Source organism: Pseudanabaena minima str. Chao 2107, assembly GCF_051131155.1.
GTDB classification, from domain to species: domain Bacteria; phylum Cyanobacteriota; class Cyanobacteriia; order Pseudanabaenales; family Pseudanabaenaceae; genus Pseudanabaena; species Pseudanabaena minima.
In genome coordinates, this window is the sequence record NZ_CP159508.1 from 2,618,242 (window position 1) to 2,637,061 (window position 18,820).

General features: G+C 41.7%; 22 protein-coding genes. 10 read left to right on the forward strand and 12 right to left on the reverse strand.

What is annotated here, in order from left to right; genetic code table 11:
* Positions 1-6: 6 nt before the first annotated feature.
* Positions 7-879, reverse strand: coding sequence for a hypothetical protein (locus tag ABM313_RS11855; RefSeq protein ID WP_434688224.1), 873 nt, complete (start codon positions 877-879; stop codon positions 7-9).
* Between the two features lie 17 nt (positions 880-896).
* On the reverse strand, positions 897-1,664 hold the full coding sequence (gene panB, locus ABM313_RS11860) for a 3-methyl-2-oxobutanoate hydroxymethyltransferase (RefSeq protein ID WP_434688225.1): 768 nt from the start codon (positions 1,662-1,664) through the stop codon (positions 897-899).
* A gap of 149 nt (positions 1,665-1,813) precedes the next feature.
* Here panB and petP point away from each other — a divergent pair, with 149 nt between their 5' ends.
* The 10 genes from petP (at position 1,814) to ABM313_RS11910 (ending at position 8,655) form a co-directional block, all read left to right on the forward strand.
* Positions 1,814-2,005: a cytochrome b6f subunit PetP gene (gene petP, locus ABM313_RS11865; protein WP_094528931.1), complete on the forward strand. Its 192-nt coding sequence runs from the start codon at positions 1,814-1,816 to the stop codon at positions 2,003-2,005.
* A gap of 51 nt (positions 2,006-2,056) precedes the next feature.
* On the forward strand, positions 2,057-2,374 hold the full coding sequence (locus ABM313_RS11870) for an HU family DNA-binding protein (protein WP_434688227.1): 318 nt from the start codon (positions 2,057-2,059) through the stop codon (positions 2,372-2,374).
* A complete protein-coding gene (locus ABM313_RS11875) occupies positions 2,346-3,407 on the forward strand; it encodes a Get3/ArsA fold putative tail anchor-mediating ATPase NosAFP (RefSeq protein ID WP_434688229.1) in 1,062 nt (353 codons plus the stop codon). Before ABM313_RS11870 ends, ABM313_RS11875 begins: the two co-directional genes overlap by 29 nt.
* Before the next feature lie 59 nt (positions 3,408-3,466).
* Positions 3,467-3,763 carry a hypothetical protein gene (locus ABM313_RS11880; RefSeq protein WP_434688231.1) on the forward strand — a complete coding sequence of 99 codons (297 nt, stop codon included), beginning with the start codon at positions 3,467-3,469 and terminating at the stop codon, positions 3,761-3,763.
* Positions 3,760-4,260, forward strand: coding sequence for a PIN domain-containing protein (locus ABM313_RS11885; protein WP_434688233.1), 501 nt, complete (start codon positions 3,760-3,762; stop codon positions 4,258-4,260). The genes ABM313_RS11880 and ABM313_RS11885 overlap by 4 nt, the downstream gene beginning before the upstream one ends.
* Before the next feature lie 6 nt (positions 4,261-4,266).
* Entirely contained in the window at positions 4,267-5,763 is a 1,497-nt protein-coding gene (locus ABM313_RS11890) for an Ig-like domain-containing protein (RefSeq protein WP_434688235.1), read from the forward strand.
* Positions 5,764-5,932: 169 nt separating this feature from the next.
* Positions 5,933-6,496 (forward strand): Uma2 family endonuclease, encoded by a 564-nt coding sequence (locus ABM313_RS11895; RefSeq protein ID WP_434688236.1) that lies wholly within the window; start codon positions 5,933-5,935, stop codon positions 6,494-6,496.
* A complete protein-coding gene (locus ABM313_RS11900; protein WP_434688238.1) occupies positions 6,480-7,646 on the forward strand; it encodes a beta-ketoacyl-ACP synthase in 1,167 nt (388 codons plus the stop codon). Before ABM313_RS11895 ends, ABM313_RS11900 begins: the two co-directional genes overlap by 17 nt.
* A 101-nt stretch (positions 7,647-7,747) precedes the next feature.
* Positions 7,748-8,296 carry a biotin transporter BioY gene (locus ABM313_RS11905; RefSeq protein ID WP_434688240.1) on the forward strand — a complete coding sequence of 183 codons (549 nt, stop codon included), beginning with the start codon at positions 7,748-7,750 and terminating at the stop codon, positions 8,294-8,296.
* A 209-nt stretch (positions 8,297-8,505) separates the two neighbouring features.
* Positions 8,506-8,655 carry a hypothetical protein gene (locus ABM313_RS11910; RefSeq protein ID WP_434688242.1) on the forward strand — a complete coding sequence of 50 codons (150 nt, stop codon included), beginning with the start codon at positions 8,506-8,508 and terminating at the stop codon, positions 8,653-8,655.
* A gap of 75 nt (positions 8,656-8,730) precedes the next feature.
* On the opposite strand, the gene ABM313_RS11915 is transcribed toward ABM313_RS11910, so the two are convergent.
* The 10 genes from ABM313_RS11915 to ABM313_RS11960 form a co-directional block, all read right to left on the reverse strand.
* Entirely contained in the window at positions 8,731-9,156 is a 426-nt protein-coding gene (locus ABM313_RS11915; RefSeq protein WP_434688244.1) for an STAS domain-containing protein, read from the reverse strand.
* Between the two features lie 470 nt (positions 9,157-9,626).
* Positions 9,627-10,964 (reverse strand): 30S ribosomal protein S12 methylthiotransferase RimO, encoded by a 1,338-nt coding sequence (gene rimO, locus ABM313_RS11920; protein ID WP_434688246.1) that lies wholly within the window; start codon positions 10,962-10,964, stop codon positions 9,627-9,629.
* 195 nt (positions 10,965-11,159) lie between these two features.
* Positions 11,160-12,587, reverse strand: coding sequence for a phospholipase D-like domain-containing protein (locus tag ABM313_RS11925; RefSeq protein ID WP_434688248.1), 1,428 nt, complete (start codon positions 12,585-12,587; stop codon positions 11,160-11,162).
* 141 nt (positions 12,588-12,728) lie between these two features.
* Positions 12,729-12,917, reverse strand: a complete 189-nt coding sequence (locus tag ABM313_RS11930) for a hypothetical protein (protein ID WP_094528905.1) — start codon at positions 12,915-12,917, stop codon at positions 12,729-12,731.
* Positions 12,918-13,169: 252 nt separating this feature from the next.
* The gene (locus ABM313_RS11935; protein ID WP_434688250.1) at positions 13,170-13,523 is read right to left on the reverse strand and encodes a YkgJ family cysteine cluster protein; all 354 of its coding nucleotides are present in this window, start codon (positions 13,521-13,523) and stop codon (positions 13,170-13,172) included.
* Positions 13,524-13,580: 57 nt separating this feature from the next.
* Positions 13,581-14,471: an alpha/beta fold hydrolase gene (locus tag ABM313_RS11940; protein ID WP_434688252.1), complete on the reverse strand. Its 891-nt coding sequence runs from the start codon at positions 14,469-14,471 to the stop codon at positions 13,581-13,583.
* Between the two features lie 81 nt (positions 14,472-14,552).
* Positions 14,553-15,368 carry a phosphate ABC transporter ATP-binding protein PstB gene (gene pstB, locus ABM313_RS11945; RefSeq protein WP_434688254.1) on the reverse strand — a complete coding sequence of 272 codons (816 nt, stop codon included), beginning with the start codon at positions 15,366-15,368 and terminating at the stop codon, positions 14,553-14,555.
* A 47-nt stretch (positions 15,369-15,415) separates the two neighbouring features.
* Positions 15,416-16,387, reverse strand: coding sequence for a phosphate ABC transporter permease PstA (pstA, locus tag ABM313_RS11950; RefSeq protein ID WP_434688256.1), 972 nt, complete (start codon positions 16,385-16,387; stop codon positions 15,416-15,418).
* Positions 16,380-17,342, reverse strand: coding sequence for a phosphate ABC transporter permease subunit PstC (gene pstC, locus ABM313_RS11955; protein WP_434688258.1), 963 nt, complete (start codon positions 17,340-17,342; stop codon positions 16,380-16,382). The genes pstA and pstC overlap by 8 nt, the downstream gene beginning before the upstream one ends.
* Before the next feature lie 82 nt (positions 17,343-17,424).
* Positions 17,425-18,522: a PstS family phosphate ABC transporter substrate-binding protein gene (locus ABM313_RS11960; RefSeq protein WP_434688260.1), complete on the reverse strand. Its 1,098-nt coding sequence runs from the start codon at positions 18,520-18,522 to the stop codon at positions 17,425-17,427.
* Positions 18,523-18,820: the final 298 nt, after the last annotated feature.

Genomic DNA, 18,820 nt, shown 5'->3' on the forward strand with positions numbered 1-18,820 from the left:
TTTTATTTAGAAGAAAAGTTCTATCCCCGACTCTGTACAAGCAGTCTCTAACAAATCACTGAGGCTAAGTTCCTCAGCCCATTTTTGCAAATAATCAAAATCAAGGCGATCGCCTTGAATCTTTAGCACCCCCAAAACATCGCGCCATTGTCTCTGTGACTCATTCTTAGTCATCCGATACCAAACTAACTTTTGTAAAACTGTATCTTCAGGACTGCAAAGATAAATAGCTTCTGATGCAGGTCGATTTACTGGAATATATAACTGTCTTCGTTCCATCTTAGAATGTGCAAATGCATCATTCCGCATTACGAATATGTCTGCTTTTTCTGTGGTTTCTAAATCAATTATATTGAAAGACGAAGTCCTCCCACGCATCGCATCATCAACAGCAATCTCACTAATATAAAAATCTTTGGAAAACGCATTTAGGATTGATTGAGTTTGATTTGGTTGGATACTTACAACTAGATCCAAATCCTCTGTAAATCTAACTTCACCTTGCAACGAACTAGCAACTGAACCACCAATGTAATAGGGAATATTTAATGATTCCAGTAAAACAGCTACCTTTCTAGCTAAATAAATTGGATCTTCTATCATTAGTTCTTGGTCAAATGTTGTAGATTTTAGTAGTTCCGCTACATCGATTCCTAGACGTTTTCTGACATAGTGATAGCGAATTTCTTGCGGTGAAGCATTTGGATAGAGACTTTTGAGCCCAGTCAGGGTAAATATAGCAGCTTTTTTAAAGACTCTCAAAAGTAGCTTTTCTTTTTGCGGCAAATCCATTTGCCGCCACAACCCAAACAGATACATCTCAGCATCAATGCTGGTATCAACTGATTGGGTCTTATATCCCGCAGGTACGCTTAGCATTTGATTTTACCTATCTTCTAAGATTTGGTTCTTACATCTTGGCAATACTGCTTAACAGCTTCTGTTATCGAGCTTTGCAAATCAACATATTTACGAGCAAAGGGAGGCTGCCAATCGGATAAGCCTAAAACATCATGAGTCACAAGAATTTGTCCATCACAGCCTTGACCTGCACCAATACCAATTGTGGGGACAGGAATTAGTTCTGTAATTTTGGTAGCTAAATCCGCAGGAATATTTTCTAATAGCAGTGCAAAAATACCAGCTTCCACTAAAGCTTTAGACTGATGTAAAATCTCTTCGGCAGTGTCAGGAGTACCACCTTGAACCCGATAACCGATCCGATGCACCGATTGCGGGGTTAAGCCTACATGCCCCATGACTGGCATTCCTGCTTGTACTAGCTTACGAATAGTTTCAACCATATCAGGATACCCGCCTTCAAGCTTAATGCCCCGCGCATCCGTTTCTTTGAAAATACGTCCCGCTGATCGCATTGCCTCTTCCGCAGAAATTTGATAGCTGAGAAATGGCATATCAACAATTAGTAAAGCATTATCAACTCCACGCCCGACCGCTTGGGCATGACGAATCATGTCATCAAGGGTAACAGGCAAGGTATTTTTATAACCAAGCGCCACCATCGCCAGAGAATCACCCACCAAGATCATATCCACGCCTGCTTTGTCTAGCAGTTTGGCGATCGCATAGTCACTTGCTGTCAGCGCCGCGATCGGCTTTTTTTGCTGTTTCCATTTTTGTATCTGGGCGATCGACACTGGCATCGTGACATTCCTCTTAAGTATATTTGTTGTGGTATAGCTCCGCCGTAACACAACAAATTGGTTCTTTATTTTATAGAGCTAACATCTAATGTAAACTTTTTAAAGCAAACGCAACAGATTTATCGAGTTCGGTACGAGAAGCAAACATTATGCAAGTTGGACAAAAAGTTCGTGTTCGTGGTTTCAAAGATGGTAGCGGTAAGGCAATCTCTAACAAAATTGGCGAAGTCGGCGTAATCAAAGAAGAGAAAATTATGGATGGTAGCAAATGGGGCTACATCGTCAAATTCTCTGATAGCACTAAGTCTTGGTTCTTTGCCGATGAGTTAGAATCAGCCTAAAAGCATTAGGATGTTGCGTGTTGCGCGACATCCTAATTACGAATAAGCCCTATGGCAGATATTAACCGTCAAGATATCATTCGGGGCATGATGGCTGAAGTTGATGGGCTAAGCTATAGTATGGCTTCCGCTAGCCTCGAAGCTGTAATAACCTGTGTTACCAAAGCATTATCCAATCACCAATCCATAACCCTAAGCGGTTTTGGTAAGTTTGGTGTACGCCATCGTCGCGCCCGCTCAGGAAGTCATCCTCGTACACATCAGCCCATTAATATTCCTGAAGTTATTGTTCCTCACTTCACTCCCAGTCCTCATCTAAAAAAGCTAGTGCAGAAGCCCAATGAGCCTAATTCTGACATTTCTCGGTAAAGGTGGTGTTGGCAAAACAACAACTGCGATCGCGGTTGCGCGTGCTTTTGCCGCCCAGAGCAAACAAGTCTTATATGTTGGTCAGCAAGCAGGGGATAGCCTCAGCATGAGGCTTGGTGCTGATTTAACTAACGATCCGCAATTAGTTGCACCAAATTTTGCGGCTGTACATTTACAGTCAACACTTCTGCTTGAACGCTATTGGGACAAGATGAAAGGCTTGGAAACCCAGTATTTGCGGACTCCTTTTTTTAAAGAAGTGTATGGTCAAGAGCTTGGGATTTTACCAGGAATGGATGCAGCTTTAGGTTTAAGCTTTTTACGCGAGCGTGATGCTGAAGGTAAGTATGACGTAATTATTTATGATGGTGTTGGCGATCTCGAAACATTGAGAATGCTAGGAATGCCAGAGATTTTAGGCTGGTATCTACGCCGTTTCAAACAAGTACTAACAGGATCTGCGATCGGGCAAGCAATTTCGCCATTTGTCGAGCCAATTTTAAGGAGTATTCTCCAAGTCTCTAGCACTGATGATATTTCGCAGCAGGCAGGAGAAATGTCGTCAGTATTAACTCGCGGTCAAAAAGCAGTAAACGATCCTAGTCGTGTGGCAGCATATCTAGTCACAACTGGTGATCCTTACGCGATCGCCACAGCAAAATATTTATGGGGTAGCGCTCAGCAAATTGGCTTGACCGTTGGTGGGGTAATGGCTAGGGAGCAAATTAATGATGCAGATTTTGAACCTTTAGCAGTATGTCAAATTCCCGATCAGGTGACAGAATTAACAATCCCAGATCGTCTTGCGAGTCTTGCGCCAAAACCTATTGAAATTAATGCAGTAACCAAGCAAGTCAAGTTATTTTTGCCAACCTTTAATAAAAAACAAGTCAAACTAATTCAGCTAGGACCAGAAGTCACCATCGAAGCAGGCGATCAACGCCGCAATATTTTCTTGCCTAGTGAACTAGCTGGTAAACAAGCTACTGGCGCAAAGTTTCAAGATTCCTATCTCATCATTTCATTTGGTTAACAATTGATTTGCTAACATAAGTAGGCTTACTCAAAAAATCATGAAGGTTAAAGAGAAATATGGATACGACAATGATTGGAATCGGGGTACAAGGTGCTGTTGAGGCAGCAAGTAAATACTTCCATGAGCTTCAAAGAGTTATAAAATCAACTTTATTAGAAGACAACACTACACAGATACGAGATTTAAGATTAGAAGAGGTTGAATTGTCTGATGACCGATCTCAATGGCTGATTACATTGGGCTACAGTATCAGTGAAGATGGCATGGGAATTCGCTCTGTGAGGCATTATAAAATCTTTACTGTAGATGCTACTACTGGCGAAGTTCAGTCGATGAAAATCCGAGAGGTATGACTGATTTTACGACAGATTTAGTTAACCGATATTGCCAAAAAGGTATTTTAATTGATACAAATATTCTCCTTTTATGGCTAGTTGGCTCAACCAATAAAGCTCGAATTACTCAATTTAACCGCACACAAAATTTTGAGCCTAGAGATTATGAGCTATTAGTTTATATATTTAAAAAATTTCCTAGCATATTAACAACACCAAACATCTTGACAGAAGTTAGCAATCTTATTAACCAGTTAGGTGAACCTGACCGCTCTAGATGCTTTTCTATATTCGCAAGAGACATTGTGCAATTAGATGAGATCTACACAGACAGTCATACTATTGCTGCGACGGATAAATTCCAGAAATTTGGATTAACTGATTGCGGCATAGTGAATATGGCTAAAGATAATTACTTAGTGCTTACCGATGACCTCAAGCTAGCAAGCTATTTACAAAATATCGGCATTGATACACTTAACTTCAATAATATTCGCGTATATGGATGGAAATAAGCTGACATGCAACTTAGCCCTCGCTTTAAATTATTTTCTCAGCCGCTCGATCGCTATGCCATCGGTTTAGTAGCAGTGCTCAGTGTGGCGATCTCCATATTGTTGTGGATAGGCGATCGCACAGCCCCACAGGTGAGAGACTTTAGTTGGCAAGGACAGAGGATTGATGCTAGTAATATCTCTTTTTCTTTGACTTTTAACCGACCAATGGATCGTGACAGTGTTAAACAAAATCTTAAGTTTGCCCCCCCCCTTGAAGGCAAAATCAGTTGGTCATCAAGACGAATGTCCTATACGCCCCTAGCACCAGCTAGTTATGGTAAATCCTATACAGTTAAACTAGAAAATGCCTATGATCGCTTTGCAAGCGAATCTGGCAAGAAGCAGGCGATCGATCCTTTTACAGGAAACTTTACAACACCAAACCCATATTTTGCTTATATTGGTTTGCAAGGAGAAGATAAGGGTCGCCTTGTAATTTACAATGTGCTACAAAAGGAGAAGCGCGTTTTAACACCTGCTAACCTAACAGTTCTAGATTTTAGGATTTATCCTGATCGCCAAAAGATTTTATTTGGGGCGATTGAAACGACGGGGCAAAGCCTTCTTGACCAAAAAATATATACAGTAACTACAGGGCTTGATCGCGAAGATAGGCTCACATCTAATCCACCAGAGATAAAACCTATACTTGGGAGTGATGACTATCAAAACTTTAAATTCGATCTCTCCCCCGATGGCAAAAACATCTTGGTACAGCGTCTCAGCCGTCAGCAAGTTGGACGCTATGGACTCTGGCTCATCAAAGAGAATGAACCAGCAAGAGCGCTTGACAATCAGCCAGGGGGCGATTTTATGTTTACGCCCGACAGCGCATCGGTGGCGATCGCTCAAGGCGAAGGAGTTGCGATTTTGCCCCTTGAGCCGCAAGCCCCACCGTTGGACTTTCTCCCAAGATTTGGCACAGTTTTAAATTTCGGTAGAAGCGGCACGAAGGCTGCCACAATTAAATTTAATAAGGACTATACGCGATCGCTATATCTGGTAAACAACCAAGGATTGCAGAAAGAACTTACAAAAATTAATGGGTCTATTCTTGCAGCTCAGTTCGATCCGCAGGAGCAGAGCATTTATTGCTTGTTAACTGATGTAGAACAAGACTCGGCAAAAAATATCTTTCGAGAGAAGCCATATCTCGCGGTGATCGATTTAGAATCATCTAAGTTACGAAGACTTTTAGAGCTGCCACCACAAAGGGAAGTTCAATTTAATATTTCTCCTGATGGTCAATCAATTCTCTTAAATTCTGCAATTCCCGATAGCAATGACTCTTCTAATGCTCCACCTATTTTAGAGGACTCTGCTCAAGCATCTAGAAATTCTCGCACTCCCCAAGTACCAACCCAACTCATTATGTTGCCGATTAATAGTAATCAAGGTTCCAGTCCTCTACAACCTGAAGTACTACCAATGTTCGGCACAGTTCCACGCTGGTTCCCATAATACATAAGAGAATGTGCCCCTTCGGGTCACACTCTCTTACAGCAACAAGATATTTTTGAGACATGTTGCAAGGCAAAGATTTTCAAAAATCTCTTGGTTTGGGCTTAAGTGCAAGGCGCTGTAAAACATTTCAAGGTTAGAATAAAAGCAGTTCTACGGAGGTAAATATATGCCAACGACATCAGTACTTAAGCGCCTCTTCACTGTTAAAGAATATTATCAGATGGCTGCATCTGGTGTAATTGCTCATGGTGAGCGCGTAGAACTAATTAGAGGAGAAATAATTAAAATGTCACCGATTGGGAGAAAACATGCAGCTTGTGTAGATCGTTGTAATTATTCATTTGCGGCAAAACTTACAGGTAAGGTTGTAATTCGGATTCAGAATCCCTTGTCTTTGGATAATACTTCTGAGCCTGAGCCTGATGTAATGTTACTGAAATATCAAGATGACTTCTATGAATCAGGACATCCACAACTTAGTGATGTCTTGCTATTAATTGAAGTTGCTGATAGTACCATCGATAGCGAACGCGAGTTAAAAATTCCTCTTTATTCTGAAGATGGGGTTGCTGAATTTTGGTTAGTTGATATTAATAGTGCTTGTATAGAAGTTTATCGATACCCAACTGTTGAAGGTTATCAAGAAACCTTCAAAGTCTATCGTGGACAAAATTTATCTATTCTTGCTTTTCCTGATGTAAGTATTACTGTCGATGAAATCTTGGGATAGAGAAGTTAGTGGCAAGACGGTCGTTGTGACAGGTATTGGCATGATGACAGCGATCGCCGATGATCGCGAAACTACTTGGGAAAAGCTTCTAGCCAGTGAATCAGGAATTAAGTTTGACCATCAATTACAACTTCCTATTGCAAGGATTAATGCTTTAGAAGATCCACATTCTTCGCGATCGCAATATTTATTAGAAAAAGCGACCTTAGAAGCGATCGCTGATGCAAATCTAGACATTCCATTACCTAACTGCGGAGTTGTCATTGGTTCTAGTCGTAGTAATCAAAGAGAATTAGAACTACTTCTAGATAGTCCTGAAAAACTTTTAAGTGAGAATCAATGGTGGCAAAGTCAGCCAGCAAATTTATCAGCCCAAATTGCGAATTTATTACAAACTCAAGCCCCAGTATTTGCGCCGATGGCTGCATGTGCCACCGCAAACTGGGCGATTGCCCAAGCTTGTGAATTAATCCGTTCTGGACAATGTGAATTAGCGATCGCTGGTGCAACTGATGCAGCTATTACACCACTGACGATCGCAGGATTTCAAAAAATTAATGTATTAGCCAAATCTGGCGTACATCCTTTTAGTAAAGAACGTGAAGGTTTTGCTTTAGGAGAAGGTGCGGCAGTTTTAGTATTGGAATCATTAGATTCAGCTAAAAAACGTGGTGCAAATATTTATGGCAAAGTTTTAGGCTGGGCAATTACCAATGATGCTTACCATGCTACTAGTCCTAATCCAGATAATCATATGGCAGAGATCGCCCTCAGAGACTGTCTGCGGCGATCGCAAATTACTGTGGATCAGGCTGGTTACATTAATGTGCATGGTACGGCTACACAATTAAATGATGCGCGTGAAGCTGAACTAATTCAACAATTTTTTCCAAATATCGCCGTTAGTGCCACCAAAGGAGCCACTGGTCATACGCTAGGAGCGACAGGCATGATCGAAGCTGCATTTTGTCTGTTGGCTTTACGCGATCGCCTTTTGCCACCCTGCGTAGGAATGCAAACCCCTGCCTTTGATTTACAAATTATTCGTCAAGTTGAGCGCTCTCCCAATTTGCAATATGCACTTAACTTCAGTTTTGGCTTTGGCGGACAAAACGCGATCGTTGCCTTCGGTCAAGAATTATCGAGGTGATGCTAGGCATTACCCCTATAATTCTTGACCAAAATTCATGTACGATTCTATATTGCATCTATTTTCTGACTGAGACGCTTGTGCCAAAACCGCTACAGCTAATGTGGGCTTTATCTGGACTGCTGCTAACAATAGCTAGTACGTTCATTCAACCCTCCATGCTCTTGCCATCCCTCACTGGTCAGGGAAATAATATTGCGATCGAATCAATCAGCGTCACTATGCAAATTGGTGCAGTATTACTTACAGGTTGTCTCGGCGGACGCTACGCTGCACTATTGTCGCAAATTACTTATATTACTTTGGGCTTAAGCGGATTTGGCGTATTTTATCAAGGTGGTGGATTGAGTTACCTTAAATCTCCTGCTTTTGGATATCTACTTGGTTTTGTGGTGGGTGGATGGCTTTGTGGATTTCTCGCCTTTTTGAGACCGCCAAGTTTAGGACAAATGGCAATCAGTTGTTTTGGCGGATTGTTGGCAATTCATTTTGTCGGCATCGTCTATCTAATAGCAATCCAAATACCTAACTTTAGTGCCATTCAATCCTCATTTTGGCAATATTCTGTCCAAGTTTTATCAGGTCAGTTTTTAGTCGTATGTGCCACTATTGTCATAGCAACTATTTCTCGAAAATTATTGTTTTATTAACCTCAGAGCTAAAATAACGCCAGTTCGACGAAAGCAAAAAATGGCAAGAATCGCTAAGCGATTCTTGCCATTTTTGCCATTTACGGCGTGCGAAGCCCGCCGTAATACCAAAGCACAAAATGGCTACGCCATTTTGTGCTTTTAAAACCCTCTCTGGGTTTGGTTTTCAATTCACAAAAGTGTTGCCACTCTTTCGTGAATGGGTATAAATGAACGTCAGTTCGACGAAAGCGGAAAGTGGTAAGAATCGCTTAGCGATTCTTACCACTTTCCCCCATTTGCGGCGGGCGAAGCCCGCCGCAAATGGCTATATCGAACTCGCGTTAAATGACTATATCGAACTCACACTAAAACAGTAAAAGCCATGCTGTGCATGGCTTTTACTGTAAAGTCTTTTAAATCACAAAATAGCTAATCTATTTTGTATTTTGGCACTAGGCAGCTAGTAGATATTCAGAACTTTGTCTTGGCTTATCAAACTGATTGATAAATTTATCAACGCTAGGGAAAACAGCAAACAATTGATCAACTCTTGTAATTTCCAATACAAGGCGAACCGAAGGTTGCTGAGAGCAAAGTAACAAATTGCTCTTTTGAGATTGCATTAGTCTCAAACATGCTACTAGCTTTTGTAAACCTTGACTATCGATAAATTCCACATTTTCCATATCAACAATCAAAACTGGAACTTCCTTGCTGTTCATCATCACATTAGCTGAAACCCAAGACTCAACCTTACTGAACAGTTCAGATCCTGCAAAGCTATCTAACTTGCTATTAGTCAGTTTAATGGTGAAAGCAGTCTCGCTGTTTAAACCTTGGCGGAAGGATAGCTGATTCACTTTAGTAATTGTATCCATTGTTCTTCCTTTTCGCTTCTTTTAGAGGGTAATAGTCTGGTTTCTAAGGCTTAGTATTTGATATAGCAGTGAATGCAGATTGCTCGACAACGCAAACTTTTTTTCTTGCTTCTTGCTCTTAATTATTCACTCTTTTCTAGTTTGTAAAACCCTGAATAGATATACAAAGGTTAGTAAAAAGAAGTTAAAAAGTTATATAAAAGTTATTTTTCTCAGTTAGCTATAAATTTGATAAAAAACATGTAGCTTCATATACCAAAACAAGGCTGTAATCCTTTGGGTATAGCTCTCATACCAATTCAAGAAAGTGTTAACACACTTTCTTGAATTAAAAACCTAACTCAGTAAGGTTTTTAAATTAAGTAATGGCTACGCCATTACTTAATTTGTTATCACCTCTTATTTACAGTAAAAATTAAAATCAAGTTTCACAATGGCAGCACTATTGTGAAACTTGAAAAGTAAGTAACCTAGACGATTTCGCCAAATAGGTCATAATGATCGGCGGCGGTGATCTTGACGGAAAACATTGAGCCAAGAGTTGCTTTGCCCAATGGATCGCGGACATAGACAACACCATCAACGTCAGGAGCAAATCTTGCCGATCGCCCAATTAGTTCACCTGTATCAGGATTTTCTTGCTCGATCAATACATCAACGGTTTTGCCAATTTCTAACTGATTTTTCTTGAACGATATTTCCTGTTGAGCAGCCATGATGCGATCGCGGCGTTCTTGTTTGACTTCTTCAGGTAATTGGTTAGGTAAATCAAAGGCAGGCGTACCTTCCTCAGCAGAAAAAGTAAATACACCAACATGATCGAATTCATGCCTTTTCACGAACTCTAATAAATGCTCAAACTGCTCCTCAGTTTCATTGGGGAAGCCAACGATAAAAGTGGTGCGGGTCACAGCATTAGGCAGTGACACCTTAAGTTGCTCCATGATCTTGTCATTGATCCGCCCTTGCCAAGGACGATTCATTGCTCTTAATACATCGGGATGAGAATGCTGCAATGGCAAATCTAGATAAGGAACTACATTGGGGGTGGACTTCATCGCATTGATGACTTTCGGAGTCAAACCTGTAGGATAGGCGTAATGCATTCTGATCCAAGGCACATCGACTTGCCCAAGGGCAGTTAAAAGCTCAGCAAGGCGAGGCTGACCATAAATATCCAAGCCATAATTAGTGGTAATTTGGGAAATTAAGATAATTTCTTTGACCCCTTCACTCGCAAGGCGATCGCATTCCGTCACAATCGATTCAATTGATCGAGATCGCTGATCGCCGCGCAAATGCGGAATAATGCAAAATGCACAACGATAATCACAACCTTCTGCAACACGCACATAAGCTACTGCTTCATTGGTAGTGCGATAGCGTGGCACAGTATCATCAGCAATATAGGTAGGAACTTGAGTAACTTCTTTGACCCGTTCACCTTTCTCAGCACGTTCAATTACATCGACAATCTTTTGATAGTCACCAGTACCGACAAGGGCGACGGCTTCAGGAATTTCATCCAGTAGTTCTTGTTGGAAATGTTGCGCCATACACCCAGCAATGACGATGCGTTTGCCCATATCGGCAAGTTCAACCAATGTCCGCACGGATTCGCGGCGAGCATCTTCGATAAAGCTACAGGTGTTGACGATCACATAATCAGCAAGCTCTTCGTTGCTATCGACTTGATAACCCGCTTGCACTAATAAGCCCAACATGTGTTCCGTATCGACGCGGTTCTTTTCACAACCCAAGTGAGAGAAAGCGATCGTGGGTTTGACGGTTTGAACCAGATTGACCATATTTGTATTAACGCAATTCTTGGCGCACAAAATTTCAGACACTCTAGCTTAACAAAACTTAAGCACCATGCGATCGCTATGATTGAAACTCCAGCAATTCTCGTTATAGAGATCGGCTTTTAAAAACCGATTTTATTGTTTCCAGCGCCGAAGGCGCTGGAAACAATAAAATCGGTTTAATAATGAGTATCGCTGTTAAAACTCCGTCTCGTCAGGCTTTTGCTTAGTTGTGCCTTTAACCCGCTCAGCACAGCTTTTGGAAGTAGCCTGAACTAGTTTAGCAGTAGGTCCAAAGGTAGCATCTTGATAGAGGCGATCGTATTCCCTTTGATAATGGGCTGCTACAGTCTCATTTTGAATTGCAACTAAAACCTCATCATTAGTATGATTTGCCGCATTAGTCCAATTGTGTGAACCTGTCAAAACTAGATTACGATCAAGAATCGCGAACTTATGATGCAACGTATCCCCTGACACAAGATTGGGAATACCGACAGTTTTAATTGGTTGTTTCCATGCACTACTTTTCCCTGTTTTACAATCTTGAGTAGACTGCAAACCCCACATATCGAGGGTAGAAGAGTAATCACGATAGGCAAATTGTGGTTCCACTAAGGCTCGAATCTGCATATTTGAGCGTTGGCGCTCTTCGAGAATTGTGGAAATGAATTGGTCGGAGTAGACAAATAGAGCCATATCAACATTTTTTTTAGCTCCTGCGATCGCTGTGGCAATTAGTCCATTGCTAGTTTGCTCTCGAGCAGTATCTTCAGGATCTGGAGAAAACTTTATGCGGATTTGCGCTCCACCAACAATTAGATAATCAATTTTACGGGAAGGTTTTTTAGTGCCAAACAAACTGTCGGGCTTACCATTGGGTCCATCCCCCCACATCAGATTGAATTCTTTCTTAAACCTTGCGGCAAGTTCTTTGCTATCAATACGCACAAGATTATTAGCATTACCTCTAGTCTGAGGTTTAGTAAAATCACCATGAATATCGCTCATGGTCAAATTGGCTGAACCAAATAAAACTATCTGATCATCAATCACCATAAATTTATGGTGCATTAGCCCACTGCCTTTCGAGCCATCGGCAGTGTCATCAATCCAAGGGACATTGGTAATTTTGATTAACCGCAAACCATCACGACGATCCAGTTCATCTTCACTTAGGCGACCGTCATTGTTAATATCGGCAAATTTTTGAAATTCTTGATAGCGACCGCGATCGCGGGGATTTAGCTTCTCAATTTCCTCAGAAGTCAATTCGCTCCAAGCCCGACTATATTTATTTTCAAGAATCAGTCGAACATTGACACCCCGCAATCTTGCATCGACGATAGCTTTAGCAATATTTGGTAAGCGTAATTCTTGGACAGCAACATCAAGGCTAAATTTAGCGTTGCTGACATTATCAATCATTACCCTTTCAAGATTGTCCCCCAAACGCTCGATTTTGCGATATGGATCGGTATATCGAGCAGCCTGATTTTGATTAAAAAATACTTGAATATTTGGATGCTGTGGTAGGGCAGGAACTATGCCAGACTCAGATTGGCAAGCGTTTACAGCGATCGCAATCAGTAGCATCACACTACAGAACAGCAGCCAATGAACCATCTTTCGAGGTAGCGCTCGAAATTGATGATGTAGGCTCGAATAGGTCAGATAACCCATACATGCAAGACTTCAAATTTTGCAATCCTAGTCTACAGCCTTAGTACGAAATCTAGTCCTTAGTTAGCTAATAATCGCCAATTATTAGCTAACTTGGCTTACTTTACCTTGATCAACAGCTTTCATGAGATATTCTAAAGCTTCGTAATCAGGATCAGTAATGTATCCTTGCTCAGAAAGTTCATGGTTAATCATGTTTTCCAGTTCAGGAGTAAGTCTTTTGATGAGGAGAGCGCGGTTGACTAAGTTTCTGATGACACTCTTGTTATTCATGATCTTTTACTAGGCGTATATTGAAATAAGGACAGAACTAGAGAAGTAATTTCTGTTGGAGTGATGACAAATCTCGATTGACTTGATGTATATTCACTCTTTTAGGACTATCTCCATAACAATAAGTTTCCGCCAAAATCAAAGCTTCAGATGTGACTTGTATCTGTAGATAGATGTGACTCTCATATATATATGTAGGTGATCACAGTCACAAAAAGAGATGGCGGCGCGAAGCGCCGCCATCTCTTTTTGTCACGTAGCACTAATTGCTTGCTCAAAGCGCAATAGTTCTAATGAACGATCGCCATAAATCGACTCAATATTTTCTTCGCAACAGGCGATCGCAAAGTCATCTAGCTCTTCTGGCTCAACACCAAACATGTCATAAAAAGTATCAGGTTCCACTCGACAAAATCGAGGTCTTTGATCATAGATAGCACAACTGCGATTAAGGTGATCGAAGTTAATACACCAGCCATCGCTACCTACCATGCTCAAATATTGTTGCAGCTCGGCAGCAGTGAGGTAATCTGCAAGGTCAGGGCGCTCACTCGGATCGAGATGACAGCATGCGCCACAGCCACTAATACATTGCCAAGTTGCCATTTCGTTAGTTTTTTATAGTGAAAGAAAAGTTGGTGCTTTGCACCAACTTTTCTTTCACTATAAAGTTAATTCATACCAATCTCGAATTAATTTATTCACGACTTGGGGACTTTCATCGTGGGGGCAATGCCCTGCATTAATGTAATGCTCAGTAAGTGATGGATAAAACTCACGAAATTTTGCACCCCTAGCACGGGAATTCATCCAAGGATCACCTTCACCCCAAATCGTCATTAAGGGACAAGTCATCGCTCCCAACAACTCATCGACTTTTTTACCTTGCGGAGTACTAAATACTGATGCAAAAACCTGTGCAGCCCCCTGATCGCAAGATGGACGATAAATCTCTTCGACTAATTGATCGGTAACGGCAGATTGATCTAAATAAACTTTTTTGAGGGTGCTACGAATGCGCGATTTTTGGCGGACAAAGGTAAATAGTAATTGATTTGCCCAAGGCTGGCGCAAAACTTTCTGCAAGGCTGGGGCGATCGCTTTTTGGATTGGATTGACTTTTTTAGCCCCAAGGGGATTAGTATCTGTAAATGGTCCCGCACTATTGAGCAAGATCACACCCGCTACTGATTGCGGATAATCGGCAGCTACACATAACGCAGAATAACCACCAAGGGAATTGCCCGCAATTACGGTTGGTCGTTTAACTTGTTCGGTAATAAAATCGTGGAGCTGATCCCGCCAAAGATAGCCGCTATATTGCCATGCAGGCTTTTGCGATCGCCCAAAGCCTAACAAATCAATCGCATATACTTCAAACTCTTGACTAAGTTCCGAGATATTCTTGCGCCAGTGATCGGTGGATGCGCCAAACCCATGCACTAAGAGCAAAGGTGGACGCTGAGCATTATTTCCCGCTTTGACAAAATAAATTTTTTGTTCTCGCCACAGCCAGTATTGACCAGCGATCGCTTCAGTACTTGTTAAAACCATCTAACCTCAAAACCCTCTTGCTTACAAAGAAAGGGAGCGCAACGCGCTCCCTTTTTCTATGTTAATCTCAAGCTTTAGATTTTATCCAAATCTGCCGCTAATGTATTCCTCAGTGGCTACTTGCTTCGGACTGCTGAAAATAATTGAAGTACGATCAATTTCTACCAACTTGCCCATCCGCTTGCCATTGTCAGCAAGCTCGGTATTAAAGAAAGCAGTCATATCAGCCGATCGCGATGCTTGTTGCATGTTGTGGGTCACGATAATCAGCGTAAATTTTTGCTTTAATTCCTGCATTAATTCTTCAATGCGAAGGGTGGAGATCGGGTCAAGCGCTGAGCATGGCTCATCCATCAAGATTACCTGTGGCTCAACGGCGATCGCACGAGCGATACAAAGACGTTGTTGCTGTCCACCAGAAAGAGCCAGACCACTCTCATTCAGTTTGTCTTTTACCTCATCCCAAATTGCTGCTGATCGCAATGATTTTTCCACCAAATCATCCATGTCCTTCTTAGAACCCTTAAAGCCATTAATTCTTGGACCAAAGGCAATATTTTCATAGATTGACTTTGGAAATGGGTTAGGACGTTGGAATACCATGCCAATATGACGACGCACTGCCACGGCATCAATCTTCGGATCATAAAGATTATGACCATTGAAGGTGATTTTTCCTTTCACCCTCGCACCTTCGATTAAATCATTAAGGCGGTTAAAGCATCGCAAAATTGTACTTTTGCCACAGCCAGAAGGACCAATGAAAGCCGTAATTTGATTTTTGTAAATTTCTAGATTTACTCCTGCCACGGCTGGAGTATTTGAACTGTAGAAAACATTAACGTCCTCTGCAATCAATATTGACTCATGTTCGGCTTGCTTGTCACTTAAATTCATTGTAAAAAACCAAATTCGTTAGATTTATTCTTGTCGAATACTCTGGATTACTGAAAGCGATTGCGGAGGAAAATCGCCACTAAGTTCATACCTAAAACCAGAAATAGCAGCACTACGATCCCCGCCGAAGCAAGCGTTTGAAATTCTGGTTTCGGATCGCCAACCCACTCATAGATTTGGTAAGGCAGAACAGAAAAGAAGTTGTCGTTTGACCATAATGTATCGGTAAATACATCTCCTATTTTACCACTGAATAAAGCTCCAAAGTTGATAGGAGAAGCTTTGGGGTCAAATAAAACCGTACCAGCACCCAAAACCACAATTGGGGCAGTCTCACCAATACCTCTAGAAGAAGAAATAATTACCGCAGTCAAAATACCTGGTAAAGCGGCAGGTAGAACGTGATGGCGAATTGTTTGCCACTTAGTTGCGCCGACCCCATAGGATGCTTGGCGGACTGATTGCGGAACGGCACGGATTGCTTCTCTAGAAATAACAATTACTGGTGGCAAAATCAGTAAAGTAATCGTCAAAATCCCTGTCACTAGCACAGCGCGACCACTATATAAACCGCGTACAAATAGTCCTAGCCCTAATAATCCATAAATAATCGATGGAATACCAGCTAAGTTGTAAATATTTAGCTCGATTAACTCTGACAACCAATTCTTTTTGGCATATTCTTCTAAATAAATTGCTGAGCTAACTCCAAGGGGGACTACTAACAGCAATACATAAGCAAGCATCCAGATCGAGCCAAGAATTGCAGCTTTATATCCAGACTCCAGTGGACGACGAGAGGGATAATTTTGAAATAAATCCCAGTTCAATCGACTAGAGGCATCACTAAATACGTCGAAAATTAAGAAAGCGAGAATAATTAATCCAAGGGATGTGGCAAAAATGCAGAAAGCTGCAAATATTTTTCCCCATAATTGCCTTGACTCAAGCTTTGGTTCAAATTTTGACTCGCTAGATTGCCCGTCAATATTTTCTAAGATGTCTAACCCTTTACTCATAGGTTTCTTGGAATCGTTTGCTAATTTGCTTGCTGATAATATTAAGAAGAAGCGTGATCAGAAATAGCGTCATCCCAACTGCAAAGAGAGCTTGGTATTCGACGCTGCCAACTCTTGAGTCGCCCTTGGCAACTTGAGCGATATAAGCGGTCATGGTGCCAACTGTTTGTCTAGGATCGAGAGTTAGCACTGGACGTTGCCCCGCAGCGATCGCCACAATCATTGTTTCTCCAACTGCACGGGATATACCCAAAATAATTGCAGCACAAATACCTGACAAGGCGGCTGGAAAAACAACTGTAGTAGCAACTTCTTTTTTTGTGGAGCCAAGTCCATAAGCTGCTTCGCGCAAAGCTCTGGGTACGGCGAGCATCGCATCAGTACTAATCGATGCGATCGTGGGGATAATCATCACACCCATAATCAAACCTGCACTGAGAGCGTTAAACCCGTTTAATCCGGGAATGATTTTGGCAAGGATTGGGGTAATGAATGTCAGTGCAAAGTAGCCATACACAACCGTAGGTACGCCAGCCAATAATTCAATTATGGGGCGAAATATCTTACCCACCTTTGGTGATGCATACTCTGACAAATAGACGGCGGTTGCTAAGCCTAAAGGTGTTGCTACCAACATGGCAATTAGCGCCACCATAATTGTGCCGTTCACAGTTGGCCAGACGCAAAAACTTTTCTCGGCAAATTGAGGAGCCCAACTACAGCTATAGTTGCCATTTTCTAAGATTTTGCCAAATAAAAACTCACCAATGCTAGCCTTGCCAAAAAAACTGACCGTTTCTGAGGCTAATACATAAATGATTGCCACTGTAGTCAGCACAGAAATAAAAGCACAAAAAAGCAACGCATAGCCGATCGCACTTTCTTTGATATTGCGATCACGGCGTTGATAAAGATCGAGATCTTCGACTGGAGGGGGAATTACTGGACTTGTCATAAAGGTTCCTAATCAAGTACATCAAAAGTCAAAGCCCCCCATCAAAATAGAGAGGAGGGCTCAGCTCAAAACTAACTCAAAATTACTTCAAGTCCTTAGCCAACAATTCAGCGATCGGTACGCCAGCTTCAGCATCCATAAAGGTTGTACCTACCTTGGCAGAAGATACGCGCTCCAAGATTTTAGGCATTGCGTCAGCAGGAAGAGGCACATAGCCTACTTCTTTAACAACCTTAAGATCCTTGTAATAGTAGTCAACAAAAGCCTTTACTTCAGGACGAGCAAGGGATTTTTTGCTAACGTAAATGAACAGAGGACGAGATAGTGGTGTGTATTTACCACTGTTGATATTCTCAGCAGTTGGAGCCACACAACCCTTACCACCATCGACTTCAAGAGCAGTCAAAGTTTTAGCATTTTCTTCAAAGTAAGCAACCCCAAAGAAGCCCATTGCGCCTTTACTACCTTGAACACCTTTAATGGTGATATTGTCATCTTCGCTAGGTTGGTAATCCTTACGAATCACTTTCGACTTCTTATTGATGGCTTCGGTGAAGTAGTCAAATGTACCAGAGTCAGCACCAGCACCAAACAAGGCTAGTGGCTCATTAGGGAAATCAGGACGCACTTGATTCCAGTTGGTGACTTTACCCTCAGAGTCAGGACTCCAAATTGTGTTGAGTTCCTTAGTGGTCAAGCACTTTGCCCAAGTATTTTCTTTGTTAACAACTACAGTCAGACCATCAATAGCAATGGGTAACTCGACAAATTCGACCCCATTCTTTTTGCAGTCTTCAGCTTCAGCTTTCTTAATGGGACGAGAAGCGTTAGAAATATCAATATCTCCAGCGCAGAATTTCTTGAAGCCACCGCCAGTACCACTTGTACCAACAGGAACTTTTACGCCAGGGTTAGATTTTGCGAAGTCTTCAGCAACAGCTTTGCTAACTGGAGCAACGGTACTAGAACCATCAATTGTGATGTTACCAGATAGACTAGAAGCTGCTGGTGCAGGATCTTTCATCGCCGTTGTTTGTGTCGCTGCGGGGGTAGTTGCAGTTGCACCAGTTGTGGGGGTTGTGGGGGTGCTGCTACCGCTACAAGACGCTAGCGCTGAGGCAAGTGTAACACCAGCTACAAACTTGACTACACTACGATTGATACTCTTTTTAGACATCATAGAAATCTTACTGCGATTATATCTGTTACGGTTGACTAGGCATTTAAACTAGATAAGATTGATACTAAACTGCATCCGTCAACACAAGGTTAAGGGATGTTAAAGATGCAGTTAAGTTTAGTTTGCCAAAAAGTTTTTACGTCAAGATTAATTAACAATAAGGAGACAAAAAGGGGGGTTATTAGCTTATCTTTCCCGTTTTGTCTGCTAGCCATAATGCCTATTTATAGCTATAGCCACGTAATATTGGGGCAAATCAAACCCCAAATCGTGTGAAGTGTTACCTCACACAATTTGG